This is a genomic window from Methanosarcina acetivorans C2A (assembly GCF_000007345.1).
Classification (GTDB): domain Archaea; phylum Halobacteriota; class Methanosarcinia; order Methanosarcinales; family Methanosarcinaceae; genus Methanosarcina; species Methanosarcina acetivorans.
Window position 1 is genome coordinate 4,356,791 of sequence record NC_003552.1, and the last position, 25,730, is coordinate 4,382,520.

Consider the following 25,730-nt stretch of genomic DNA (forward strand, 5'->3'; position numbering starts at 1 on the left):
ACGAAAGTTTAAACAGCCCTGAAGCTTCTCATACGAGAATTATCAAGGCCTCAGAAGATTCTTGAATAGGGAAATCTTTTTGCCCAGAACACTGATGAGTAATATAATTCATATACTTATAACTGTCAGGGTATTAGTGAGGCGACTAATTAATGAAAGCTATTCCGGTTTTGGACCATTCTCCACTCCTTCAACAGGTTCTCGAAACCTGCTCCGCCGGGAACTACCTGATTTAAATACACCCTTTTTGATCTGGATTCCTATCTTCCTGATTCAGAACTTTATTGATCAAAACGTTATCGACTCGGCCCTGCATGATAAAATTAACGCAAATCCGGGTTTCGACAGAGTTCCTGCTCATTTAGGGACGATTTTAAGATTTATTTCAAGGGTAATTTTAGAGGCTATTTAAGGGTAATTTCAAGGGTCATTACTTAAGAGTTATTACATTTCTACCCTCAACTTTAAGCTTACTCTCGACAAAGAGCCTGACAGCTTCGGGATAGATAATGTGCTCCTGTTCGAGAATCCTGGCAGTAAGAGTTTCTTCGGTATCTTCCGGGAGCACAGGCACGCATTTCTGGATGATAATGGGCCCGGAATCGAGTCCCTCATCTACAAAATGTACTGTGCAGCCTGCAACCTTTACACCATACTCAAAAGCCTGTTTCTGGGCATGAAGTCCTTTGAAAGCCGGAAGAAGAGAAGGGTGTATGTTCAGGATCCTGTGCCTGTATGCCTCAATGATTTCGCTTCCCAGGAGCCTGAAATAGCCTGCAAGCAGGAGAAGGTCCGTATCATACTGTTTAAGTATCTTCAGAATTTCCCTGTCGTATCCGGCTCTATCACGCCCTTCAGGATCAAGAAAAACAGCACTTATTCCATGTTTTTCTGCACGTTCGAGCGCATAAGCATCGGCTTTGTTGGAGATAACCACACTGACTGCCGCGTTTTTTATGTAGCCCTTTTCAATGCTGTCTATAATCGCCTGGAGATTTGAGCCCCGTCCTGAGACCAGAACTGCAATCTTTACCGTCATCGAGCTTTTAGATTGAAACAGTGATATATTAGGGTTTTGCATCTTTATGATGTATGGGCAAAACGAGAGTAGAAGCTCTAAATATAGTAATAGAGTTGTAGGAAAGGAAATTATCAGCTAATCATGACCGGTAAAACCGTATTCTCCGTATTGAGTCGTTCCTGGCCCGCTCGACGCAGGAGAGCGGTCTTTCCCAAAATGAAAAAGAGAGAAGAGAAAAGCCAGAAAGCAAAATGGAATAAGAAGATTCAAATTAAAAGATCTGGAAAATGCAGTGCCCACTTCTTTTTTGCAGAGTCTCCAGACAGGCTGGTAGAGGCTTTTGTACTTACCTGTGAATTAAAAATCGATTTTCACGATAAGAGAAGTGTTCTCTCAGTCTGAAGGACGTGTCTTCAAGATATTGTCTCTCTTAATTGCGGTACTGGCTTGAAATTTACTTTTTATCTAACTGCCAGCCTGTCCCAATTTCCGGGCGGCACAGTGAGAGAGAACAAAAAGAAAAGATTTCCTCGGGGTTTTGGCATAAATAAAGGAAATAATCAGGAACCAAAACGTGAGAACAAAAGGAAAAAGACAGGGAAAAGAAAAAGAACGGTTTACGCCCCACTGTTTGTGTCCTTGCGCTCCTCTATGAACTCAAGGAGTTCCTGCGAATCGCTGATCTTGTCGAGTTCTTTCTTTTCGATGAGTGCCGTATTCTCAACTGACTTCAGCTTGGAACGTCCGTTAATGATGAACACGGACTGAGTTTCCGTAATGCAGGAAATGCTGCTCATCAGATGGGCTCTTTTGACTACGGTTGTGTTAAACTCGCTAACCCCTGTAAGGATAACTGAAGACTTGTCCCTGGAGATTGCTTTGAAGGGAGCCTGGGCCGTAGGGAGAACATCATATCCGAGCATCGAAATCGTATTGAGGATCAGGTCTTCAGGCAAAAGCGCGTTATGTTTTACCTGAGGATCTTCCTTTTCAGGCTCTGCTTTCTTCCTGGGTTTTCTGCTCCCGCAAGACTTCAGGATATCTATGGGTCTTGCCAGTTCGACTCCGAAAATGTCCTCAAGCTGGAGCACGACATCTATGGATGCGTCCATACCTTCTTCTTCATATTTGCTGATAGTCCTTCTTGAAACCCCTACCATGGAAGCCAGGGTACCGAGAGACATGGACTGATCCGTCCTTGCCTTCTTAAGGAGATCGCCTTCTATTGAGATATAAAGCCCGCCGGGAGCTGCTGAAACCAGAGGCTTGATATTTTCAACGAAATAGTCATATAGGGTCTGAACATTCAGGGCAAGGATATCATAGCGCATGTAGACGACACTATCTTCGAGCATCTGGTCCCTTGTCTTGGCTCCAACAACGATAGCGGAACCTCCGAGATACTCAGCAAGATATTTCATCTCCCTGGCGGTTTCTTCGTTCAGGCCGTCAATGTTAAATAAAACCTTGCAAAGTAGTAGTGTTTCATCTTTACGTGCGGCGACGTCAAAGCTCCTGGGACGTATATTACATCGGTCAGAAAGTGCAAAACCCGCACGAGACAATACATCAATAATTTGATGTATGAGAACCTCTTTTGTCATTCCAGTATCAATCTCTGTTTGAACATCTATATATATATTTCTCCGACATTGGCAATGTTTACAGGAGGAAAACAAGTCGGAGAAGCCCGAAAATCACGGCATCCCCTCTCGGGAATTTCAGAAATATCAAGGGAAGAAACCGGATACGGAAAAATGATCATCGGAATTGACGATACGGACTCAAATGAAGGCATGTGCACCACATATCTGGGAGCCCTGCTGCTCGAAGAACTGCAGGAGTACGGGACTGTAGAAACCCTGCCCCTCCTTGTGCGCCTGAACCCTACAATCCCCTACAAGACAAGAGGAAATGCAGCAATAGCCCTGAAACTCAAAACTGACTGTCCTGAAAAGATAATCGCCCACGTGACATCCAGAATAGAGGAATTTGCACGTATGGAGTGCGAAAAAACCAATCCCGGAGCCGTATTTATTCAGGAAAAAGATTACAGGAGCCTAAAGCCTATCCTCCTGAGTTTTCTGGAAAAGGCTGTAAAAGACGTAATCGAAATAGAGACGGCAAAGCACCTTATCTCGGAGCTCGGGATCAGCTCAAAAAGCTTCAAAAACGGAAGGGGACTGATAGGCGCACTTGCAGCCTGCGGGGCTATGCTGAACCCTGAGAAGTGGGACTGCACTTTTGAGCACCTGGCATACAGGCAGAAGAAAAAATGGGGAAGTCCCAGGGATGTTAATAAGGATAGCTTTTTCGAAGCTGACAGGCAGACCTATCCCGGAACCTGGGATACTGTAGACCTTGCAAACAGGCTCGTAGTCTGCGTGCCCCACTCAGCGGACCCGGTATTATTCGGAATTAGAGGAGAAAGCCCCGAACTCGTTAGCAAAGCTGCATCCCTGATTCGGTCCGAACCTGTTGAGCGCTTTGCCGTGTACAGGACAAACCAGGGAACGGACATGCATCTCCTGCCGGCAGCAAGCATCTCTGAAATCCGGGACATGCATTCCTACAGATTCGAAGGAACGGTCTCGGCAGTCCCGAAAACCATTGAAGGGGGACACGTTATCTTTGCTGTTCGGGACGGAAAAGGAGACGAAATAGACTGCGCAGCCTTCGAACCGACCAAGAACTTCAGGGTGCTTGCCCGAAGACTGTTACTCGGTGACCAGATATTCCTTTCAGGAAGCGTAACTTCCGGAACCCTGAACATTGAAAAAATGCAGGTTAAAGAGCTTGTCCTCCTTTACAGGGAAGAGAACCCGAAGTGTCCGGAGTGCGGAAAACACATGAAGTCCGCAGGGCAGGGACAGGGGTTCCGCTGCAAGAAATGCGGAACACGGGCATCCTCAAAAATTCGGTGCGAAGCCGAAAGAGACCTGGAACCCGGACTCTATGAAGTTCCTCCATGTGCAAGAAGACACCTCGCAAAGCCGCTGGCAAGGGAAAGAGACCAGAACATAAGGATTCATCCTTCCCGGTGAACGGGAAAGGCTATAGAGCTTAAATTCCCGAAGCTCTACACCCGTGCCTGCCTTTCCACCAACCCGAAAAACTCAGTACAGTTCCGGCACGGGCGGAGATTTTCTTTTATGCTCGTTTCTCTCAATGCGCCTGGTAACGGAGTTGAGCTGCTCAATGGAAATCCCGGTATCCTTCAGAATCTTTTCCTGTTCTGCTCCTTCTTCAATCATCCTGAGCACATCATCAACCTTCAAGTAAGAAATCCCAAGTTCGGCTTCATCGGTCTGCCCTGTCCACAGACCTGCGGACGGCTTTTTGGTAATAAGGGGATCCGGGATTCCAAGCCTGCGGGAAAGTTCCCAGACCTCGGTCTTGTAAATCCCGCCTATCGGCTCAAGGTCGACGCCTCCGTCCCCATACTTCGTGTAATAGCCGAGGAGGATCTCGGTTTTGTTTCCCGTCCCGACGACCATGCGGTTTAGCCTGTTTGCATGGAAATAAAGAAGAGACATCCGGGTTCTTGCCTTCAGGTTGCCCCTGGTGAGCCGGTCCGAAGATTCGCTCTCGGGAATAGAAGCCATGAAAGCCGAGACAATGCCTGAGATGTCAATTGTCCGATACTCAATCCCGAGCCAGTCGGCAAGAATTTTCGCATCTTCACTATCAACAGCCGGGGTCAGGCTGCTTTCGGGCATGTGGAGGCCAAGAACCCTCTCTTTCCCCAGAGCTTCTACAGTAAGTGTTGCGGTTAGGGCAGAGTCGATTCCTCCGCTGATGCCTACAACTGCCCCGTCCACACCTGCTTTATCGGTCTCATTCCGGATAAACTCAATAATCCTGTTCTGTGCTTTTTCAAAGTCCATGTTCTCAAATTCCTGGAGTTTTGTTAATAATTGAAATCCGGTAATCTCGAAGTCAAATCCTAATTTAAACTCTAGTTCATCGGAAGACCGGAATAATCCAGCTATATGAATAATTTAGCCATGTGAATAATCCAGCCATATGAATAATTCAGCCGTATAAATAATCCAGCCATATGAAAACCAATCATACACATCTTAAAGGCTGATTCAGGTTGTATTAAACAGTTTTATACACAGAAGCTGTAAATATATTAATCTACCAGCGAAAATGGGATAAGGGTAAACTTATTTAATAAATAGGAGATATAGGAGACTCACCTTCCGGGCATAATAATATAAATACCTGAATATTAAAAATACTCAGTAACTACCCATTACCTGAGTATCCCGGTATCGAGATGCCAAAAGTGTCTTAAGTTGGCGAAAATGCATATTCCAGGAGTGTAAAAAACAAAAATATCTGGACATCGCCATGCTGAGGACTTTCGGATACGGATTCAATACCCGGAATGGCCCAGAGAAAAGCGCATACGGGACAAATTTTCCCGGATGAAAGGCATTAAAATAAAAAGAGCACCTAATAGAATGCATATTCCAGAATTACACGATCCGGAAAATTCGGGAAAATCCAGTATCCTTTCATTTTACTTCGTTACCAGATAAAATTATAATCAAAAAGACAACTATTTTCGGGATGATCCATGGAAGAAATACAGTTGAAGGTTGAAAAGGCATACCCTATCGACCTTGGAAGAGGAATTATCCGGCTTGACCCTGCAGCGCTACTGAAACTTCAGCTCTCTCCCGGCGACATTGTAGAGATTAGGGGGAAGAAAAAGACCACAGCAAAGGTATGGAGAGCAGACCGGCAGGATTGGGAACAGGGAATAGTGCGAATTGATAATTTTATCCGGCAGAATGCCGGAGTTTCCATCGGGGAGAAGGTGACCATTAAAAAGGTCGAAGCCCCGGAAGCAAAAAAGCTCATTCTGGCGCTTCCGGAAAGCATGACTCAGGGAGGGCCCGAACTGCAGTTTGGAGAGCATGCGAATGAGATCATAAAGCGGCACATCCTGAAAAGACCTGTTTTCAAGGGGGACATAATTCCGATTATTAATTCGATGTCTCAGCCAATGACTGAGTCCCTGACAACAAGCCAGGTAATCCCGCTGGTTGCTGTTGAGACGGACCCGGCAAACACCATTGTCCTTATCACGGAAGCCACAATTATTGAGCTCCGGAAAAAGCCGGTACAGGGCTACGAAAAAGCGACCAGAGGCGTCACTACCTACGAAGACATCGGAGGGCTTGGCCAGGAGATCATGCGTGTCCGGGAAATAATAGAGATGCCGATGAAACACCCGGAGCTCTTTGCCCACCTCAATATAGAGCCTCCGAAAGGAGTTATCCTCTACGGCCCACCCGGAACCGGAAAGACCCTTATCGCAAAAGCCGTGGCAAATGAATCCGGGGCAAGCTTCCATTACATTGCAGGGCCCGAAATCGTTGGAAAGTTCTACGGGGAAAGCGAGGAAAGGCTGAGGAAGATCTTCGAAGAAGCAACCCAGGACGCCCCTTCGGTTATTTTCATTGACGAAATAGACTCCATTGCCCCCAAAAGGGAAAACGTAACAGGAGAAGTTGAAAGGCGTGTTGTTGCCCAGCTCCTGACCCTTCTTGACGGGATGGAGGAAAGGGGGCAGGTCGTGGTTATAGGAGCTACCAACCGTGTGGATGCAATCGACCCCGCACTCAGGAGACCGGGGCGTTTTGACAGGGAAATCCATATCGGAGTGCCGGATACCAAAGACAGGTACGAGATTCTGCAGATCCACACCCGGGGCATGCCAATCGAGAAAGATGACGAAATCACACCAGCAGAGTCCGAAGTCGAACTTGAAGAAGCAACTGAAATCGAAGCTGAAATAGAAGTCGATGAAGCTGCCCTGGAGAGAGAAAAAAAAGAGAAGACAAACCGCTATCTCATGTATCTGGCTGAGAAGACGCAGGGCTTTGTAGGGGCAGACCTTCTGGCTCTCGTGCAGGAAGCCGCAATGCGCTGCCTCAGGGAAAACCTGCCTGACCTTGACCTCGAAAAGGAAACAATTCCTCCCGAACGGCTGGAAAAGATTGTTGTAACCAAGAAGAACTTCGAAGATGCTTTGATGGAAGCCGAACCCTCAGCCCTGAGGGAGATCTTTGTTGAGATGCCTTCGGTTGGCTGGGACGGCGTGGGAGGCCTGGATGAAGCGAAGAATGCGATCATCGAAGCCGTCGAGTGGCCTATTAAAAACCCGGAAAAATTTGTCAAACTGGGCATAAAAGCTCCGAAGGGAATCTTGCTTTACGGCCCACCGGGGACGGGAAAGACCCTGATAGCCCAGGCTGTAGCCAAAGAGTCAAACGCCAATTTCATAAGCGTCAAAGGGCCGGAGATGTTTTCGAAGTGGCTCGGGGAGTCGGAAAAAGCAATCAGGGAAACCTTCAAGAAAGCAAGGCAGGTTGCTCCCTGTGTTGTCTTCTTTGATGAGATTGACTCCATTGCTGCCATGCAGGGCATGGAATCTACGGACAGCCGGACTTCGGAAAGGGTGCTCAACCAGCTGCTGACCGAAATGGACGGGCTTGAGACCCTCAAGGACGTGGTAATTATTGCCGCAACAAACCGTCCTAACCTGCTTGACCCCGCAATCATGCGCCCGGGCCGTTTTGACAGGCTGGTTTACGTTGGTGCACCTGACCGTAAAGGCAGGATGAAGATCTTTAAGATCCACACAAGGAATACCCCGCTTGCGGAGGACGTAGATCTTGAAAACCTTGCCAATATAACTGAAGGATACGTGGGTGCTGACATAGAAGCAGTATGCAGAGAGGCTGTAATGTTTGCCCTCAGAGAGAACTTCGATGTTGAAGCAATTGAGATGAGGCACTTCAGAGAAGCCCTCAAGAAAGTAAAACCCACAATTAACGAAAACATTGCACAGTTCTATGAGAAGATAGAGGAGCAGTTTAAGGGAGGCCAGAGACCAGCAGAGACAGCTGGGTATGTAGGATACAGGTAAATGGCACAAGGTTAAGAGCTTAAATTAGTATGACTCAAATGGGTAACTTTTAAAAGGAAAGAGTTTATAAAGATATAGCTTTAAATTGAATAAAATATCAAAAGTAAAAGTATTTAACCTCAAAAGCCAGCATTACCCAAATTCCGCATAACACCGAGCACGGAGACCAGATAAGTATGTCTAAAATATTTGCAAGAAACCTCCTCTTCAACAAGCAGGTGATGGCTACTGACGGGACGGAGATCGGAACTCTGAGCAACATTGTAGTAGAAATCAAAGGAGGACATATCATTGACCTTATGGTCAGCCCCAATCCCACCTTTGATGTTTCAAGATACAAAAAAGAGGATAACTATATCCTGATTCCCTTTGACTCCGTAAGCGCCATCAAAGACTATATTATAATAGACAAAATGAAAGCAAGGGTATAATTGAGCAACAAAGAAAGGGAAGAATGAGTTTCCTTTCCTTTCATCTTATTTTCATTTTCGTTTTGTATTCATTTCAGCCCCGAGTTTCGCTGCCCGAGTTTCGCTTCGGGAGCACGAGGTCCTTTTCGCTACGCTCCGCTTCGCTCAAGAGGACTAATTTAAGGTTTTATAACAATAATGTTTCACTACTCGAGTTTCGCTTCGGGAGCACGAGGTCCTTTCGCTACGCTCCGCTTCGCTCAAGAGGACTAATTTAAGGTTTTATGTAACTATTCATCTATACCTTCGTAAAAGCAATTTTTCCTCGTTTCGAGGAAAAATTGGATATAAATTGAATACTATTTCATTTCGTTATCATGCTTACACGTGAAGAGATCCTTGAAATTTATGAAGCTGGTCCTGAAGCAGTTATTGCTGTAATCCAGAGACTTGAGTATATCATAGAGAAACAAGCTTCTCAGATTGCTGAACTTGAAGAACGTGTAAGAATTTTAGAGGCTCGTTTGAATCAAAACAGCCAAAATAGCAGTAAACCTCCTTCTACTGATGTTTTTTGTAACGAAAAACCAAAACCTAAGAGTCTCCGTAAGAGTAGCGGCAAAAAAGCCGGTGGTCAAAAAGGTCATCCTGGAAAAACTCTTAAACTGGTTGAAAACCCTGATTAGATAAAATACCATTCGCCGGAATACTGCGATCATTGTGGTCATCATCTTGAAGATACTGAAGTTCAGGACTATGAACGTAGGCAAGAAGCTGAAATTCCTCCTGCCCAAATCATATTTACTGAACATCGTTGTGAAATCAAGAAGTGTCCTCACTGCGGGAAAGTTAACAAAGGTTCTTTTCCAGAGTCTATAAAATTCCCTATTCAATATGGTCCTCGTCTTTTAGCCTCAATTCTGTATTTGAGGAACTATCAATTTATTCCATATGAAAGGATTTGTGATTTGGTAGAGGACTTCTACGGCGTACGTATCAGCCCTGCTACCATAAAAAGGGCGGAAATAGAATGTTTTCAGAACCTGCAACCTTTTGAAGAAGCTGCTATGAAACATCTATTAGCGTCTCATACTGCTCATTGTGATGAGACAGGGATGAGAGTTTTAGGGACGAAATGGTGGCTTCATGTTGTCTCAAACAATTTATGGACCTACTATTTCCCACATCCAAAAAGAGGGACAGAAGCAATGGATGCTCTGGGATTTCTTCCGCAATACAATGGGGTAGCAGTTCATGATGGATTTGCTTCATATAACAAGTATGAATGTGAACATGCTCTGTGCAACGCTCATCTTAAACGGGAACTTACCGGGATTGAAGAGAATTTTGAGCAGCAATGGGCTAAAGAGATAAATGAACTACTCAGTGAGATGAAAAAGTATACTGATGAATGTAGGGAGATGGAAATTCCAATAGATCCAGAAAAAGTAAGGGAACTCGAGGGAATATACGATGCAATAATGCAGGGAGGAATTGAAGAAAATCCACCGCCTGATCCCTTAAAAGAACAGGTGAAAAAGAGAGGAAGAAAAGCACAAACAAAAGCAAAGAATCTCCTTGATAGGTTCATACTACACAAGGAACAGATTCTGCGATTCCTCAATAACCTGAGAGTTTCGTTTGACAACAATCAAGCGGAAAGAGATATCAGGATGATGAAGCTACAACAGAAAATATCAGGAACTTTCAGAAGTATAGAAGGAGCGGTAGCTTTCTGCAGAATTAGGGCTTACATATCATCAATTAAAAAGAATGAACTCAATGTCATGGATGCTATTCTAGCGGCGCTCAATGGAGCGCCGCTATTAGCCTGAGAATTACGGCATTGCTCAAAAAACATACTTTTTTATCGGTGGCTGAATAGTTACGGTTTTATAACAATAATGTTTCACTACTCGAGTTTCGCTTCGGGACAGAAAAATCTATGATTTTTCTTGTAGTTGCGATATAATCGCAACAGCACGAGGTTCTTTTCGCTACGCTCCGCTTCGCTCAAGAGGACTAACTTATGAGTTAAGAAGTGATCTTCTTTCAAGCAGACTAAAAATACAGGTTTCAGATCCATAAAACCTGATTGGCTATATTGTGTCGTTTTTATTCCGCTCGATGCAGGAGAGCGGTCTTTTCCGTAAAAACCCTAATTTGATAGATTCTGCTAATTAATACAGTATTTTCTTACACAAAACACGTTGCATTGACACACTACATCTCAGTAAATTAAAAAATGTCCAAAAATCATAAGATGCAAGACAAAACTTTGAATTGTATTAAAAAAACAGAAGCATGAAGCCCATTTCAACATTATAAAATGTGTGCTTCTGTCAAATTTGGGTAAAAAAGAAGAAAAAAGAGCAAATTTAAAGACCAACGTCTATGGAATAATAGAAGGCACAAATGAAAGATGGCCAGGATGATATTTATGAAATCCAGTCAGTATGATACTGCTTTTGTTAAAGAAAATATGATGGGACCGAATTCAATGAAAATTATTGAAGAGGTGGCAGAATCACTAACACTTGAAAAGGAAATGAGGGTACTGGATCTTGGCTGTGGGAAGGGATTAACTTCAATATTTTTGGCAAAAGAATATGATGCTACGGTTTTTGCTACTGACCTATGGATTAGTGCGACGGAGAATTATGAAAGAATCAAATCAATGGGCATTGAGGATAAAATAATACCAATACACGCTGAAGCACACGATTTACTATTTGCAGAAGAATTTTTTGATGTCACCATAAGTATAGATGCCTATCACTATTTTGGTGTCGAGGAAGATTATTTGACAAAACACCTTGCTCCGCTTGTAAAAAGAGGAAGGAAAATAGCAGTTGCAGTCCCGGGGTTGAAAAAGGAATTCGAAAATGGAGTTCCGGAAGAACTATAGCCATACTGGCTTGACGATATGAGCTTAACTCTACACTCATACAACTGGTGGTATAACCTATGGAAAAAATCGGATACGGTCAGCATAAAAGAGTGTAAGGAATTAAAGTGTCTGGAAGAAGCCTGGCAGGAATGGCTTTCCTGTGATAATGACTATGCCCGCAGAGATATAGGAATGATGGAAGTCGAGGGTGGAAATTACTTCAACCTGGTTTAGATAATAGCCACAAGACTGTGAAAATACCTCTTAAATTGAAACGCAGGTGGCAAATTGTAACGAATGCGGAGGATTAATGATGAAAATCTATCAGGTAGACGCATTTACAGAGAAACCGTTTTCAGGAAACCCGGCAGGAGTATGTGTCCTGAGTGAGAAGCTGGACGAGAAATTGATGCAAAATATAGCCAGCGAGATGAACCTGTCCGAAACCGCATTTCTTGTTAAAAATGATGATGGATACGACCTGAGGTGGTTTACACCTGATTCGGAAATTGACCTCTGTGGGCATGCAACACTGGCAAGCGCCCATATCCTGTGGGAAAAAGGATATCTGGAAACAGACCTGGAGGCAAAATACAGCACAAAAAGCGGATTACTGACGGCGAAAATAAATGACGGTTGGATCGAATTAAATTTCCCGGCATTACCTGAAGAAAAAACAGAACTCCCGGCAGAGCTACTGGAAGCCCTGGGCGTGGAAGCGAGCTATGTCGGGAAGAACATATTTGATTACCTGGTAGAAGTTGAATCCGAAGAAACAGTAAGAACAATGAAGCCGGATTTCCCGAAACTGCTAGAAGTCCCGGCAAGGGGAGTAATCGTTACAGCGAAATCCAACGCCGGAGAATACGATTTCGTATCGAGATTTTTCGCACCGGAAATCGGAGTATGGGAAGACCCGGTCACAGGGTCAGCTCACTGCTGTCTGGGACCTTACTGGCAAAAAAAAGTTGAACAAGGACGAATTCGTTGCCTACCAGGCTTCGGAACGCGGCGGCGTCCTGAAAGTAAAAGTTACCGGGAAACGGATTTTAATTTCAGGGAAGGCAGTGACAGTGCTGGAAGGAGAATTATTAATTTAAAAATAAGAGGAAGCGGCAAATTGATCCAATAAAAACAATAATAGATTCACTCTCCAGGCACTGGTAGCAAGTTTAGAGGCGGCGGGATTTATGACTGTTGAAGCGATTGGCTGTTGTGGGGCATATTGCGGGACATGTAAGGAATTGAGAGCAGGAACCTGTAAAGGCTGCAAATTTGGCTATATAAATGGTGAAAGAGACATAAACAAAGCCCGATGCAAAATGAAAGTATGCTGCATTAAAAAGAACTATAATACCTGTGCAGATTGTCCTGACTTCCTTTCATGTCCGGTTATCAGTGACTTCTACAGCAAAAATGGGTACAAATATAAAAAATACAAACAGGCTCTTGAATACATCAGGGATAACGGATATGCCAGTTTCCTCCAGATAGCTGACAGCTGGAAAGGTGCTTACGGCAAATGTAAATGATATTTATGAGAACGAACCGACCAACGCCCGACTCTGAGCCCGGGGGTTGAGAGTCTCATAATAACACCCCTTTCAGCTATACACGTGGATGGCAAGGGTTTTGGAGTGTTTTCGGGTTGGTGAGATGAATCGTATTTGAAAGGAATCTGCTGATTTATGAGGACGGATAGTATAAATCACTGGGATATTGTTGCTGAAAGCTATAGTGCGGAAAACCATCAGGGAAAAAATTTTCATGCCCAGATATATCTGGCTACCGTCAAGGAATTATTAGGCGATGTAGCCGGAAAACATGTCCTTGATGCAGGATGCGGGGACGGCTTTTTTTCGTTCGAACTTGCACAAAAGGGAGCAATAGTTACCTCTGTCGACAATTCTGACGTGATGTTAAATATAGCAAAGCGCAAGCACTTCCATAGTAATCTTCAATATCATAAAATGGATTTGACCAGAAAGTTAACTTTTGAAAATGAATTATTCGATATTGTTGTGGCGAATATGCTGCTGATGGATATTCCTGAGATCGATTCATTTATTCATGAAGTAGCACGGGTATTGAAAAAGCCTGGCAATTTTATTTTCTCGATAACACATCCTTGCTTCTTTTCAGGTAACTGGGAGGAAGATGAAAACAACATAAAAATGTATAAAAAAATTGGAAACTATCTGGATGAAAGAGTAGAAGAATTGAATTTTTGGGGTAAAACCTTACACTATCACAGACCTTTATCAAGATATATGGATGCGATTGAAAAAGCCGGGATGTATATAAGTTCATTTAGAGAACCGGTTCCTCCAAGAGAGTTAACAGAATTATATCCGGAACAGGAGTATCATTATAGAATTCCGTCATTTGTAGTAATCAAAGCAAAGTCAATTTAAGAAAAATACTCCGGTATTCGTATAACAACGGCTTTCAAGCAAGGTTTCGGGCTTTGAAGTATTATTGTTTTGTATTCAGGAGAATAAGTATGGATGTGAAAATGAAAGGCATTGTAAGGGTTGTACCATACGATCCTGAGTGGAAAACCGAATTTTTGAAAATAAAAGCAATGATTGTTGACTGCACTGGCGACTTTATAACTGGTGTCGAGCATGTCGGAAGCACAGCGGTTGAAGGTCTTGCTTCAAAACCTATTATTGATATTGATGTAGTCATTGATTCTTACGATATTTTCCCGGCTGTGAAAGACAGGCTTTCAGAAATTGGGTTTGAACATAAAGGAAATTTAGGTATTGAAGGCAGAGAATCTTTTAAGAGAACCTTCATAGACGATTTTATGCCTTACCACCTGTACGTATGTCCAAAGGATGGTAAAGGTTATCTTGAACATATCGCTTTTCGTGATTATTTAAGGAATCATCCGGAAGCTGTGAAAGCTTACGGAGAACTCAAAACAAAGCTAGCCGAACAGTTTAGAACCGATATTATAGGTTATATGGATGGAAAACATGAATTCTTACAAAACATTCTTAAAAACGTAAACAAAGAATAATTTTTGTTGGCTTTCGGGTATTATAAAAGGCAGGAATTAAGATAGAAATTGGGGCCCTCACCACAAAGGTTCAGGGAATTGATGTTTCATATAGAGCTTGCCCCAAAGCCAATCTAATCTCTTATCATTAGAATTTTTCAGGATTGATTTTGTGATCCGAAACTTAATTGACCATTCGAAATACGAGATTCGGAGGAAAAATTTCGAGTTTCGGGAGCGCCTCAGCATAAATATTATTTTGATGATTTTTGCGGACACTACAACTACCGATTAAAAGAATTTAATCTGTTTTTGAAAAAAATTATAGCATGATATAGGGTAAAATTAAAAGAAAAATAAAAATATAATTTGCAAAAACCCTTTTTTACACCCTTTCTGGCTTTTTTATACCAATTTAGTAACTCAGATATAACAAAGGTTCCCTGAATACTACATAAATAATATTAGTTTAATAAGATAACTTTATATAACAAGTATATGTAGTTAGTGGTACGTATAATTAAAAAAACTTAACAGTGGGGAAGGAAAACGTGAAACTGACACCTGAATAAGAACGGTTAGTTTCAAGGAAAAAATCGGTACATAAAATCTGAATGGACGCTCTGTTCGCCTGGCTTCATGCCTCCAAACAGGGATATTTTTGGACTGGTAGAAACCTGCCCGAAAATTAAGGCAATTCAGGGAGCTTATCCCAAATCATCTTTTGGTATAATTGATTAAAGTGTTGATTGTTAGAGACTTTGGTGATATAACTTATATTGATGTTTGGGAATTGTAAAGTTTGGAATTCAGTCGTGTGTAAAATTAACGATCGGAGTCCAAAATCCAAAAGCTCGATCAGTTACTTACAAAAGATATGGAGCAGTAATTTCGAGTTTTGGGATCAGCTCAGGTACAAACCTTGAATGAATACAGTAAAAATTAATTGAAAAATAAGTGGGTGAAGTTTTATGGAATATGTAACAAAAACATGTCCAATTTGTGGGAATGAGTTTATAGTCCAGAAAAAAGTGGAGGAAAAGGCAATTTACTGTACAATTAAATGCCTTTTAGCTGCTCAGGGAAAAGTGAAGAGGGAAAAAACTTCCTCATTCATGTCTGTATGAATTATTCCGTTTCACAGAAAACAGTATAATTTCTTTACTATTTCCCTCAAACCTAAAGCAATTGAAAAATGAAACCAAATTAAATCAAAAACACACATGATATTCTTCGAATAACAGGCAGAAAAAATGAAAGTAATTGAAAGTACTTTCATGCCAAAATAACTTAATAAAACCCGTTTAAATCAAAAAATAGCTTTACAGTGGGGGAACATACAAATTAGAGTAGTTAGTCCAAGAGAAGAAATCTTTACACTGAATGCAGATGAGCGCCTTGTTCACCTAGCTTTCAGGCCTTCAAACAAGGACATCTCTGGATTGATAGAAACATTCCCGAAGATTGAGGTAATTCAGGTACCTAAATCCTATATGGCTACGGTCTCAAGGTCCATAGAATGTTTCTTCAGATTCAGAGAATTCAGCTTGTATAAGGGGATATGTGGGTCACAGGAAAGATATATGCGAATACTTCGCAATCCCATCCTCAGTGATTGAAAAGATTAAGGATATGAAAATAGAAGGTAAAGCAGCTGAGGAGATTGAAAAGAAGGTTTCAAAGGAGGGCAAGCTGAACCGTGGAATGGTCGCTTATATCCTGACCAGGGAAACTCCCGTATAAATCAAAGAAATTCCCATATAAATCAAAGAAACTCCCATATATATCCAAACCGGATAAAGTACAACCTTTAAGAATTTGCTGGGGATTAACACGTAAGAAGATACTGAATCTTTCGAAACTTAATCCCCAGCTTATAATCTTCAGCTTAATTACTCCTATAAGGGAAAAATTCAATATCTCTCATCCGGTAACTTCATATTCTCTATTTTTAATAATTCGTTTATTCTATTCTCTTAATCAAGTTTGATATAAAAGAAGGCTTCAGGCATGAAGGATTTTCCGGAATTTATGAAAAACAAAAGTAATCATATCAGTAGTAAAGAGCAAAATACTGAAGATATTGATGGCTACTTTTACGAAGGTACAGACGGCAGCCAGATGGCGTTCTGGACCTGTTACTCTGATAGAGCTTCCAGGAAACATATTCATGAATTTGATGAGTACATGGTATGCATTAGTGGACAATATACAGCAGTATTGAATGATGAGGAGTTTGTTCTTAATCCCGGAGACGAATTATTCATCCCAAAGGGAACAGAACAGTGGGGGAGATGTATTGCCGGAACGAGAACTATTCATGCGTTCGGGGGAAAAAGGATTTGTAGAAGTGAAGAATAAGGTATTTTAGAAATGTGGGGTATAGAGGATCCTGTGAACCACCTTCTTTTATGTTACATCGAGCAGCCTTTACTATAAATTAGGAAAGATACCTGCGAAAATTTCGCATTAGCATCAAAACAATCACAACAAATCCTATAGTAAGCACGGCAGCTAAGCCACGATGCTGTGAAAAGTGATTAACGAAGGATGTGAGTCCAAGTCCGATTAAAGTAACTGCAATTACATAGTAGTTTTTTCGCCTTGAAATATCGAGATATATTTTCAAGTTATTACTTATCAGTTCATTACCCTCTCTATATCCTACCTTGTCGCCTCTTCTTACTAGCTTTCTGTGGTGAAAAATTGCCAGCACGTTACCAATTGAGATAAAAAAAGCTATGAATAAACAAAAAAGAGCAAAAGCGATATGATAAGAACGAAGAGCTTCCTGGTAGCTAGAAATTCCTCTGCCATAAACAAAACTAAGAGCTGCGATAGAGAAACCAAATACTGTAAATGTTAAGGTTATTAACGAAAAAAATCTATCCAGAATTTTATTTTGCTCCTCGAATAGATCTTTTTCAATACTTCTTTGCATGGCCTGATTTTCGTCCTCTACCATACTATATCTCCACACCACTATTCTCTTTCCAATTTTAGAAAGATCTCAATATTGCATGTTTTATAGTCCCAATATTGTATGTTTTATGATTTCATTATTACATGTCTTATACTCCCAATGTTGTATGTTTTATATATAGATCAATAAAAGATCAATAAAAACGTAATTCCACATCATTTTTAATTCGTAAAAGATTTTGTAGTATTTACCGACAGGCGAGTAAGGTGAGTAAGATGCACACTCAAAGCAACAATATTTAGGACTACCTTAAAAAAAGTGAAGTCATAAACTATGATCATAAGCTGATTGTTGACAAGTGTCGTGAACTAGAGAAAGATATTGGAGAGATAGAAGAAAAAGACGAAATCGGCTTGATTAAGAAAATTTATGAGTTTGTCCGGGATGATATCGATCATTCAGGGGATATAGGCGCACGGGAGGTCACCTGTAAGGCATCGGAAGTTCTTGAATTTGGGCATGGGATCTGCTGTGCTAAATCTCACCTGCTTGCAGCCATGCTGAGATATTTCGGGGTACCGGCTGGGTTCTGTTATCAGAAACTCTCTTCAAGTCGTGATGTTAACATAAAATTCTTGCACGGCTTAAACGCCGTATATTTAAAAGATCTGGATAAATGGATAAGACTGGATGCAAGAGGTAACAAGCCAGGCCGTGATGCTCAGTTTTCCATATACGAAGAAAAGATTTCCAAGCCCGTAAATAAAGAGCTTGGAGAAGAAGACCATCTCGTAATCTTCACGGGGCCCAATCAAACCGTTGTTGAAATATTAAAGAATAGTAAAGATCTGAGAGAATTATGGGAGCAGTGGGACCTCGGGTTGAGAGACTTGTTTCGCGATTAAGAGGTAATTCCGGGTCAGGGAAACGCCGTCCGGTCGTTCAATGTAACTTCGGCTGGGAGTATTCCTTCCATGCCCGGTTCAGTGGCTATCCGTGAGCCGGATAACAGCAAGATTTTAAAGAAAACATAAAAAATAGATGCCATTCTGGATTAACATTTTTTATTTCGTTAGGGGATCAGGAGATGTATATTGATTTAGGCAAGCTTGATTATAAGTTTTTACATAAGCCTTTATTAATAGGAGGAAAGGCGATGGAATATTACGGGCTTCGGAAATCAGGCCCAGATATTGATTTTGTGATATCAGAGAAGACCATTTGAGACTGGCTCAGAAGTATCCTAGCAATATAAAAAACTTACATGGTGACATTGGAATATGCGAGTTTGAATTTGAAATATGGAACCAGATATGTACATTTGATTATAATTATTTAAAGGAAAATGCGATAGAAGAAAAAGAATACGCTGTAATATCTCTAGAAAAACTTCTCTTTCTAAAAGCTCTAGCAATGAAAATGCCCAGGTATTTAAAAGATTTAGAACTTATCGTTGATAAAATATTGAAGGAAGCATATGATAAACAATAATATAATTTGAGTTCTACTATTTTCCACAAAGTTTCCAGGTTTCCAAATACTATTTGATAATAATGCATGTTATTTGATAATAATACCTACTTATTAAAAAAATCGTTTGAATCAGATTTAAGAGAATCTAACTTGTTTTCGGCAGGTCGAGATCTAATTTTTAATAAGAAAAATAATAAAGATGAAGTATGAAACTTGAAATTCAATTTGACCAACTAAATGAAAAATATGTGGATGCAGCCGCTGATTTAATTATGTCTGCATACATTGAAGAAAAGACGGCGATTCCATTTTTACCTTATGAAAAAGACCACTTATACTATCTCAGGAAGTTAATTAAGAACTTATTTGACAACGGAACAGGCATTGCTGCTATAAGAGGAGAAGAATTAATCGGGTTTATCGCCGGATTTGAGGTTAAAGAACTATTTGGGAAATGTAAAGGTATTTACAGTCCTCTATACGGGCACGGCGGGAAAAATGAATATAGAAGTGTATTGTACCAGGAGTTATATACGCACGTAGCTGAAATATGGGTAAGAAATGCCTGCTTTACTCACGCGTTAACATTTTTCGCACATGACACGAAAACTACTGATTTATGGTTTTGGCAGGGTTTCGGTCTGCGCTGTGTAGACTCTATTTGCGAATCAAAACAGATTTCTGTAAATAATCCTTCTGATATTATAATTGGAAAAGTCAACGTGCCTGATATTCCCGCTTTAGCAGATATTCATAGACAGCATAACATGTATTATGGAAACTCACCTGTTTTCATGCCTAGAAGAGATGAAGATCCGGTCCAGGATTTAACCGCTTGGCTTAAAGAAGGAAATCGTCATTTATGGGCTGCTTATCAGGATGGAAAACCGCTGGGATATATGAAAATTCAACCAGACGCTGAAACTTTTGTTTCGGACCACAGGAATGTTATGAACATAACCGGTGCATATGTTCTGGAAAGTGAAAGAAAAAAAGGTATAGGAACTATGTTATTGGGAGCAATACAGGAATGGCTTTTACAAAACGGTTATACTCTTTGCGGAGTGGATTTTGAATCCATAAATATTACGGGAAGCAGATTCTGGAATAAGCATTTTGTTCCGTATGCGTATAGCATGGTCAGACGGATTGATGAGAGAATTTCAACATGAGTTAATCAACTCTAAAAATAAGTTAATTAATTCTAAACACAGGCTAATTATTCAGCTACCCTTGTTCCTAAGAAAATCAAGATATACGATCTAAAAACCGGGCGCGACTTAAGTGAAGTATCCGAAGAGGTTTACGCAGAAGTGAAGAACTGGATAATAAACAATTTAAAAAAAACCGGAAAAAAGAGAGACGCCGGTCTGAACAGGTTTCTTTTTTTTATGATTTTTTATTCCCGGATTTTTCTGACTCAATCTCCCTCTCTATGGTTGCAATAGCAAATATCTCCCCGAAGTTATTCAACAATGGGGAGGCGGTCAGCCATATATCTACGATCCGGCCGTCCTTGCTGAGTCGCTGGGTTCGATAAGGTTTTAGAGCTTCAGCCCGGCCAAGCCTCTTTACTGTGTTCAACTCTTCTTCTTTCCGATTTTCCGGGATCATGGAGCCAATATTCATATTCAGGGCCTCGGCTTCATTCCAGCCGTACATCTTCTCAGCACTTGGATTCCAGGCCAGGATCCGACCCTCCAGATCCTGTAATGTTATAGCATCATTCGAGTAGCGAACAACCATATCCAGGCGGGCTTCGGATTCCTTCAGTAGCTCCTTCGCCCGCTTCAACTCGGTAATCTCGGTAAAAGTAATTACTGCTCCCCTAATAATGTTTTCAAGTGTGCGATAGGGCCGGATGCGCATCAGGTACCATATGCCGTCATGGGCCTGGACTTCAATGTTTTTGGGCACCAGCTCGTTTAGCACCTCACGTATGTCCTCTATCAGGCTGTCATATCCCAACAGGTTTGAGACGATGTCTCCAATAGATCGTCCTACGTCAGTAGGGATCAGGTTAATAATTCGTGTGACTTCAGGAGTGAAACGCATAATGCGCAGTTGATGGTCCACAAAAATTGTGCCTATACCCGTGCCAGCCAGTAGATTATTCATATCGTCATTAGCTTGAGACAGTTCGGTCACCTTATTTTGCAGTTCAGCATTGACCGTGACCAGTTCTTCATTGGTCGACTGTAATTCTTCCTTGGAGGTTTCCAGCTCCTCATTGGTGGACTGCAGTTCCTCGTTGATTGACTGCATTTCTTCGTTGGAAGATTTGAGTTCTTCATTGGAAGCCTCCAGTTCTTCATTGGAGGCTTTGAGATCTTCTTCCTTGAGCTCCAGTTCTCGCCTCAGTGTCAGGATACGCATATCGATTCCCATTTTGCCCTCATCGGTTCCTTCTCTGGCACATCTGGCAACTGCCTCTTCGGTTTTATTTTGCTCTGATTCTGGAGATTCCTCAAAGGTGACCAGGAACAGATTTGGCCCACTGACTTTGCGGGGGCTTGCATTCACAGGTACGATTGTTAAATTTACGATAACAAAGTCGCCATTGGTTTTGACTTGCAGTCCGGGGTAGAATAATGGTTTTTTATCGACTGCCGCTTTGTGAAAGACCTTAATCAACTTCTGACGCAATCCCTCGCGCGCCATCTTCAGGATGTTCATGCCGGCCCCACCCGGAGCCAGTTCCAGGTACATGCCGGTACGTCCATGTATATAAAGAATCTCGCCTTTTTCGTTAACGAGTACGCTGGCAGGTGCGTAAAGCTGAAGCAACATCTGTTCGCTCAGTTCGCGCAATTTAGATTCACCGATGGGAACCTCTTCGGATGGTTTTTGAGTTTCCCTGAGTTCCAGTTGTGGCGGTACAAATTTTGCTATCGCATGGTATTGCTCATCTTCACCACTCTTTCTGCTTTTATACAGTTTTGCCTTGCGGTCCAGCGTGTCAAAAAGGTTCGTGAACCCGTATACGTTTTCGGAGGTACCAAGGAAGAGAAACTTGCCAGGATTCAACGCGTAGTGGAAGATGGGAATCAGTCTCTTCTGCAACTCCCCGTCCATATAGATCAGCACATTCCGGCAACTGACCAGGTCGAGTTTGGAGAATGGCGGATCCTTAATAAGATCGTGATCGGAAAAGATTACCATATCACGGATAACTTTTTGGACGCGGTAACTGCCGTCCGGACCCTGGGTGAAGAAGCGCCCCAACCGCTCCTTTGAGACATCGACAGAGATACTGGCAGGATAGGCGCCGATGCGGGCCTGTTCGATGGCATGTGCGTCAATATCTGTTGCGAAAATTTGTACTTTGAAAGGTTGTTTCAACAGATCCATATGTTCCTGGATCAGGATACCGATTGAGTAAGCTTCCTCGCCTGTGGAACAGCCAGGCACCCAGATACGTATCGATTCGTCTACAAGTTTGTCGATAAAGAGGTTCGGGATGATTTTTTCCTTAAGTACATCAAACGCATCTGGATTACGGAAGAAACTGGTGACGTTGATTAGAAAGTCTCGAAAGAGCGCTTCCACCTCGAGGGAGTTTTGCTCTAAATAATTCACATATTCTTCTATGTTCCCGATATTGTGGACTACCATACGCCGTTCGACGCGTCGGCTGATTGTGCCCCTTTTATAATGGGAAAAGTCGTGACCAGTATGGGTGAACACCAGATTGAATATCTTTTTCATCGCGTCTTCGGCCCTGAAAACTGGAGAGGATACTTTTTCAAAAGCTTGAGTGACATAGGCAACGAGATGGTACGGCATTTCTTGCGGCGGCAGGATGTAGTCAACCAGACCGGTGTCGATTACGTTGCGTGGCATGCTGTCATACTCGCTTGATTCGGGACTTTGTGCCATCACCATGCCGCCTTCAGCCTTAATTGCCCGTACTCCCAGTGTACCGTCACTACCTGTACCCGAGAGTACAATGCCGATAGCCCTTTCTTTCTTTTCCTCGGCCAGGGAACGGAAAAAAAGATCAATCGGCATGCGATGACCGCGTGGCTCGGCCGGTTCTAGCAAGTTCAATGCTCCCTCTTTATAAAGCATGTCCCGGTTAGGCGGGATAACATAGACACAGTTAGGCTCAACGTCCATCCCGTTAGTGACTTCGTAAACAGGCATATTTGTATAGTGACTTATCAGGTCTGTGAGTATACTTTTGTGCTTTGGATCCAGATGTTGCACCACAACAAAGGCGATGCCTGGCCCCAGGCTGTCGGGGATAGCTGAGAAGAAGGCTTCGAAAGCAACCAGTCCACCAGCTGATGCACCGATGCCTACTATGGGAAATTCATCCGTTGTGAATTCATGTATACCCTCCCCCGGAGCAGGAGGCTCAGAGATAGACATTGCTTCTGTAACATGTATCTGCTCTTCTTTTGCTACCTGCTTCCCTTTTGGTATCTGTTTTCCTGTTGGTACCTGTTTTCCTGTTGGTACCTGTTTTCCTGTTGGTATCTGTTTTCCTGTTGGTATCTGTTCCCCTTTTGGTACCTTCTTCCCTTTTGTTATTTGTGCTTTTTTGCTCGTGGTTTTATCTATAATCATATAGCCCCTTCCCTTCCTGCCTTGATCTGAATATTTTAATGCTCCTTTATATGTGCACCCAATGATGGAAAGCTCGAAAATCCCGTTCTGAATAATATGTGTTGTGCAAAGTTATGAGAAAAAATGGTAATTATATATGGAATAACTGTTCTCTCTACAAGGCTATATCCCTTTCTTTTCTGGCATGCTGATCCTGCCCGTGAGATTTTCAATGTCATTTGCACCATATAATTAAATTTAGTAGGGCTTACGATGAAAACTGATTATTTTTTCTGTTACCGTAAACTTCATGATGAACTCTGTTCCTTTGTCCCTTTTCAGTTCAAGTTCGCCGTCTAACTGTTCTACAAGGGAAATTACTAACTGAAACCCGAGACTATCCAGCTCTTCGATGTTAAGGTCTTTGGGAATGCCCACGCCGTTGTCTGAAACAATCATAGTAAAACTGGGGCTTTCGCAGTCTTTGCTATTGCTTTCTACGCATCCTATGCTGTTTCTACATTCTCTGTTCCCTTCTCTACGAAGTTTGATTCGGATTTCTCCTCTATCTCTACCTAAAAACGCATGTTTGAGGGAATTGGAAACAAGTTCGTTAACAATCATTCCTAATGGGACTGCTGTATCCATATCAAAGAAAATGTTTTTTTCCAGATCCATATTTAAGCTGACATCGATAGTTCCGAGCCTGTATGTCAGGAAAAGGTTGTCAGCAAGCTCCTTGATATAAGAAGAAAAGTCAAGTTTATCGAGCCCGCCACTTTTATGCAGCTCCTCATGAATAAGAGCCATAGATATAACTCTATCCTGGCTCTCCCTGAAGGCTTCCATAACCTCCGAATCCTTAATACCCTCTCTTTTATTAAACTTTTCAGCCTGTAGATCCAGCAGGGAGGAAATAACTTGCAGATTATTCTTAATACGATGATGAATTTCTTTTTTACGGGCAGCTTCTATATTTTCAAGGAATTTTTCCATCTCTTTTTTCTGGGTCACATCATAAATTGTACCCTGATAGAATTCCGGCTTTCCATTCCTGCTATTAATTTTCTGGTAAATTTCACTAACACATCTGACTCTTCCATCCCTATGCTTTATACGATACTCGATATCTCCATAACTGGGGGATGGGGAATTTCGAATCTTTTCTTCTGCTTTGAGAACGAGAGAAAGATCATCCGGATGGATTATGTCTTTCCACTTAATACGGGATGTAAACTCCTCTTCTCTATACCCGGTTATCTCTTCAACAGCCCCGTTCAAGAATACAGGAACGAAATTTTCATCAAGCTGAAAAACAATACCACGAAAATTTTGTATGAAAGAACGATATTTCTCCTCACTTTCTTCTACTTTTTTTATCGCAAGATTCCAATCCGTAATGTCTTTCAGTACTCCGATAACCTCGTAGGGATAACCTTCATTATCCTTAAGGCAAACCCCTTTGTTTTCTACGTCAATGTAAATTCCATCCTTTCTTCTCAATCTTAATTCTTCTTTAAATCTGTCTCCGGTTTTATTCATAGTCTGGAGTCTTTCATCCACATGTTTCATACTTAAAGGCTGGATACTTGTAATCCAAAAGTATTTGCCAAGATTCTGAATTTCTTCAAGACTATAGCCTGTAACTTCTTTTATAGCACCGGACCAGTTGCACCTATTTGTCCTTAAATCGTAATCATATACCAATTGGCCTGTCTGCTCTGTGGCAACACTGTATATTTCCTCGCTTCTCCGAAGTTTTTCCTCTGCTCGTTTACTATTGGTTATATCCCTGGCGATAACTAAAGCAGCGACCGGATTTTCAGAGGTATCAAGAATTGGAGAAACACTTAGCAAGATGTTTATTATTATACCATCTTTTCTTGACTGTAAAGTCTCATGATGATGGAGTCTATCGCCCTGTTTAATCAGTTCGGTTAATTCTTTCATTTCTTCGAATAGCGCAGGTGGCTCAAGGACAGACATGGACTTTCCCAGAATTTCTTTAGCCGAATAACCATAAATTCGCTCTGCGCCTGTATTCCAACTGGTAATTGTGCCATCAAGAGTCTCGGTTATAATTGCATCGTCCGATGATTCCACAATATTTGCCAGGATCTGAATTTGGTCTTTTGTCCTCATATTTTTCTTTGACAACTCCCCAGATATCAAGTCAAAAAATCCCTGTTTGAGGCTCCTGCTTTATCTAAAGTCTCAGATTGTATCTAGTCCAAATTTTATAATATTGTTGATATAAAAAAAGTGTTTATTGATGTATATAACTTGTAGAATATTAAGAAAGTGACGGAAAAACTAATCTATTGATTACACTACATTTTTATTTGCCTATGAAACTAATTGCATATTAAAGCTTTTACAACCGGTAGTTGCTACCGATTTAAACGAGAAGTAGGCTCTAAAACAGCCAGTTTCTTTTGAAGGAACTCTGGAGAGATTTTTTTTCGCAAAGGTTGTTTTTTAAACAAATCTTCCGTAATGGGAAAAT

Annotated in this window: 23 protein-coding genes and 2 pseudogenes; 19 read left to right on the plus strand and 6 right to left on the minus strand. The window is 41.8% G+C overall.

What is annotated here, in order from left to right:
* Positions 1–79: 79 nt before the first annotated feature.
* Positions 80–412, plus strand: a complete 333-nt coding sequence (locus MA_RS27435) for a hypothetical protein (protein ID WP_157860318.1) — start codon at positions 80–82, stop codon at positions 410–412.
* 18 nt (positions 413–430) lie between these two features.
* Here MA_RS27435 and purN read toward each other — a convergent pair whose 3' ends face one another.
* Positions 431–1,039, minus strand: coding sequence for a phosphoribosylglycinamide formyltransferase (purN, locus tag MA_RS18400; RefSeq protein WP_048065739.1), 609 nt, complete (start codon positions 1,037–1,039; stop codon positions 431–433).
* Positions 1,040–1,237: 198 nt separating this feature from the next.
* Here purN and MA_RS18405 point away from each other — a divergent pair, with 198 nt between their 5' ends.
* Positions 1,238–1,423 carry a hypothetical protein gene (locus MA_RS18405; protein WP_048065740.1) on the plus strand — a complete coding sequence of 62 codons (186 nt, stop codon included), beginning with the start codon at positions 1,238–1,240 and terminating at the stop codon, positions 1,421–1,423.
* 215 nt (positions 1,424–1,638) lie between these two features.
* On the opposite strand, the gene MA_RS18410 is transcribed toward MA_RS18405, so the two are convergent.
* Positions 1,639–2,625, minus strand: a complete 987-nt coding sequence (locus MA_RS18410) for a transcriptional regulator (protein WP_011023440.1) — start codon at positions 2,623–2,625, stop codon at positions 1,639–1,641.
* Between the two features lie 153 nt (positions 2,626–2,778).
* On the opposite strand from MA_RS18410, the gene MA_RS18415 reads away from it, so the two are divergent.
* Entirely contained in the window at positions 2,779–4,065 is a 1,287-nt protein-coding gene (locus tag MA_RS18415; protein ID WP_048066507.1) for a tRNA(Ile)(2)-agmatinylcytidine synthase, read from the plus strand.
* A 72-nt stretch (positions 4,066–4,137) separates the two neighbouring features.
* Here the strand turns inward: MA_RS18415 and MA_RS18420 are convergent, their stop codons facing one another.
* Positions 4,138–4,953, minus strand: a complete 816-nt coding sequence (locus MA_RS18420; protein ID WP_281085412.1) for an NAD+ synthase — start codon at positions 4,951–4,953, stop codon at positions 4,138–4,140.
* Positions 4,954–5,609: 656 nt separating this feature from the next.
* On the opposite strand from MA_RS18420, the gene MA_RS18425 reads away from it, so the two are divergent.
* The 12 genes and pseudogenes from MA_RS18425 to MA_RS18475 all read left to right on the plus strand — a co-directional run bounded on the left by MA_RS18425 (position 5,610) and on the right by MA_RS18475 (position 16,638).
* A complete protein-coding gene (locus MA_RS18425) occupies positions 5,610–7,970 on the plus strand; it encodes a CDC48 family AAA ATPase (RefSeq protein ID WP_011023443.1) in 2,361 nt (786 codons plus the stop codon).
* Between the two features lie 176 nt (positions 7,971–8,146).
* On the plus strand, positions 8,147–8,401 hold the full coding sequence (locus MA_RS18430) for a PRC-barrel domain-containing protein (RefSeq protein WP_011023444.1): 255 nt from the start codon (positions 8,147–8,149) through the stop codon (positions 8,399–8,401).
* Positions 8,402–8,757: 356 nt separating this feature from the next.
* Positions 8,758–10,215: pseudogene (locus MA_RS18440) on the plus strand (IS66-like element ISMac8 family transposase).
* A 605-nt stretch (positions 10,216–10,820) separates the two neighbouring features.
* The gene (locus MA_RS18445; RefSeq protein ID WP_226990652.1) at positions 10,821–11,288 is read left to right on the plus strand and encodes an SAM-dependent methyltransferase; all 468 of its coding nucleotides are present in this window, start codon (positions 10,821–10,823) and stop codon (positions 11,286–11,288) included.
* 18 nt (positions 11,289–11,306) lie between these two features.
* A complete protein-coding gene (locus tag MA_RS28945) occupies positions 11,307–11,504 on the plus strand; it encodes a hypothetical protein (RefSeq protein ID WP_226990653.1) in 198 nt (65 codons plus the stop codon).
* Between the two features lie 76 nt (positions 11,505–11,580).
* Entirely contained in the window at positions 11,581–12,402 is an 822-nt protein-coding gene (locus MA_RS18450) for a PhzF family phenazine biosynthesis protein (RefSeq protein ID WP_248698055.1), read from the plus strand.
* Between the two features lie 58 nt (positions 12,403–12,460).
* Positions 12,461–12,802: a DUF3795 domain-containing protein gene (locus MA_RS18455; RefSeq protein WP_011023448.1), complete on the plus strand. Its 342-nt coding sequence runs from the start codon at positions 12,461–12,463 to the stop codon at positions 12,800–12,802.
* A gap of 156 nt (positions 12,803–12,958) precedes the next feature.
* Entirely contained in the window at positions 12,959–13,684 is a 726-nt protein-coding gene (locus tag MA_RS18460; protein WP_011023449.1) for a class I SAM-dependent methyltransferase, read from the plus strand.
* 89 nt (positions 13,685–13,773) lie between these two features.
* Positions 13,774–14,298 (plus strand): GrpB family protein, encoded by a 525-nt coding sequence (locus MA_RS18465; RefSeq protein WP_048065742.1) that lies wholly within the window; start codon positions 13,774–13,776, stop codon positions 14,296–14,298.
* Positions 14,299–15,248: 950 nt separating this feature from the next.
* Entirely contained in the window at positions 15,249–15,404 is a 156-nt protein-coding gene (locus MA_RS28095) for a hypothetical protein (protein ID WP_162829683.1), read from the plus strand.
* Positions 15,405–15,614: 210 nt separating this feature from the next.
* Positions 15,615–16,020, plus strand: a pseudogene (locus MA_RS18470) (DUF1699 family protein).
* 267 nt (positions 16,021–16,287) lie between these two features.
* Positions 16,288–16,638 carry a cupin domain-containing protein gene (locus tag MA_RS18475; RefSeq protein ID WP_011023452.1) on the plus strand — a complete coding sequence of 117 codons (351 nt, stop codon included), beginning with the start codon at positions 16,288–16,290 and terminating at the stop codon, positions 16,636–16,638.
* 79 nt (positions 16,639–16,717) lie between these two features.
* Here MA_RS18475 and MA_RS18480 read toward each other — a convergent pair whose 3' ends face one another.
* Positions 16,718–17,242, minus strand: coding sequence for a hypothetical protein (locus tag MA_RS18480; protein WP_048065743.1), 525 nt, complete (start codon positions 17,240–17,242; stop codon positions 16,718–16,720).
* 365 nt (positions 17,243–17,607) lie between these two features.
* Between MA_RS18480 and MA_RS18485 the strand changes: the two genes are divergently transcribed.
* The 4 genes from MA_RS18485 (at position 17,608) to MA_RS18495 (ending at position 19,845) form a co-directional block, all read left to right on the plus strand.
* Entirely contained in the window at positions 17,608–18,105 is a 498-nt protein-coding gene (locus MA_RS18485) for a transglutaminase-like domain-containing protein (RefSeq protein ID WP_226990895.1), read from the plus strand.
* Positions 18,106–18,287: 182 nt separating this feature from the next.
* A complete protein-coding gene (locus tag MA_RS27440) occupies positions 18,288–18,425 on the plus strand; it encodes a hypothetical protein (RefSeq protein ID WP_157860319.1) in 138 nt (45 codons plus the stop codon).
* A complete protein-coding gene (locus MA_RS18490; RefSeq protein WP_011023455.1) occupies positions 18,422–18,691 on the plus strand; it encodes a hypothetical protein in 270 nt (89 codons plus the stop codon). The genes MA_RS27440 and MA_RS18490 overlap by 4 nt, the downstream gene beginning before the upstream one ends.
* A 188-nt stretch (positions 18,692–18,879) precedes the next feature.
* Positions 18,880–19,845: a GNAT family N-acetyltransferase gene (locus MA_RS18495; protein ID WP_011023456.1), complete on the plus strand. Its 966-nt coding sequence runs from the start codon at positions 18,880–18,882 to the stop codon at positions 19,843–19,845.
* A gap of 217 nt (positions 19,846–20,062) precedes the next feature.
* Here MA_RS18495 and MA_RS18500 read toward each other — a convergent pair whose 3' ends face one another.
* Together MA_RS18500 and MA_RS24775 are read right to left on the minus strand one after the other, a co-directional pair.
* Positions 20,063–23,245, minus strand: a complete 3,183-nt coding sequence (locus MA_RS18500; RefSeq protein WP_011023457.1) for a chemotaxis protein CheB — start codon at positions 23,243–23,245, stop codon at positions 20,063–20,065.
* 237 nt (positions 23,246–23,482) lie between these two features.
* Positions 23,483–25,366 carry a PAS domain S-box protein gene (locus tag MA_RS24775; protein ID WP_052279200.1) on the minus strand — a complete coding sequence of 628 codons (1,884 nt, stop codon included), beginning with the start codon at positions 25,364–25,366 and terminating at the stop codon, positions 23,483–23,485.
* Positions 25,367–25,730 lie beyond the last annotated feature (364 nt).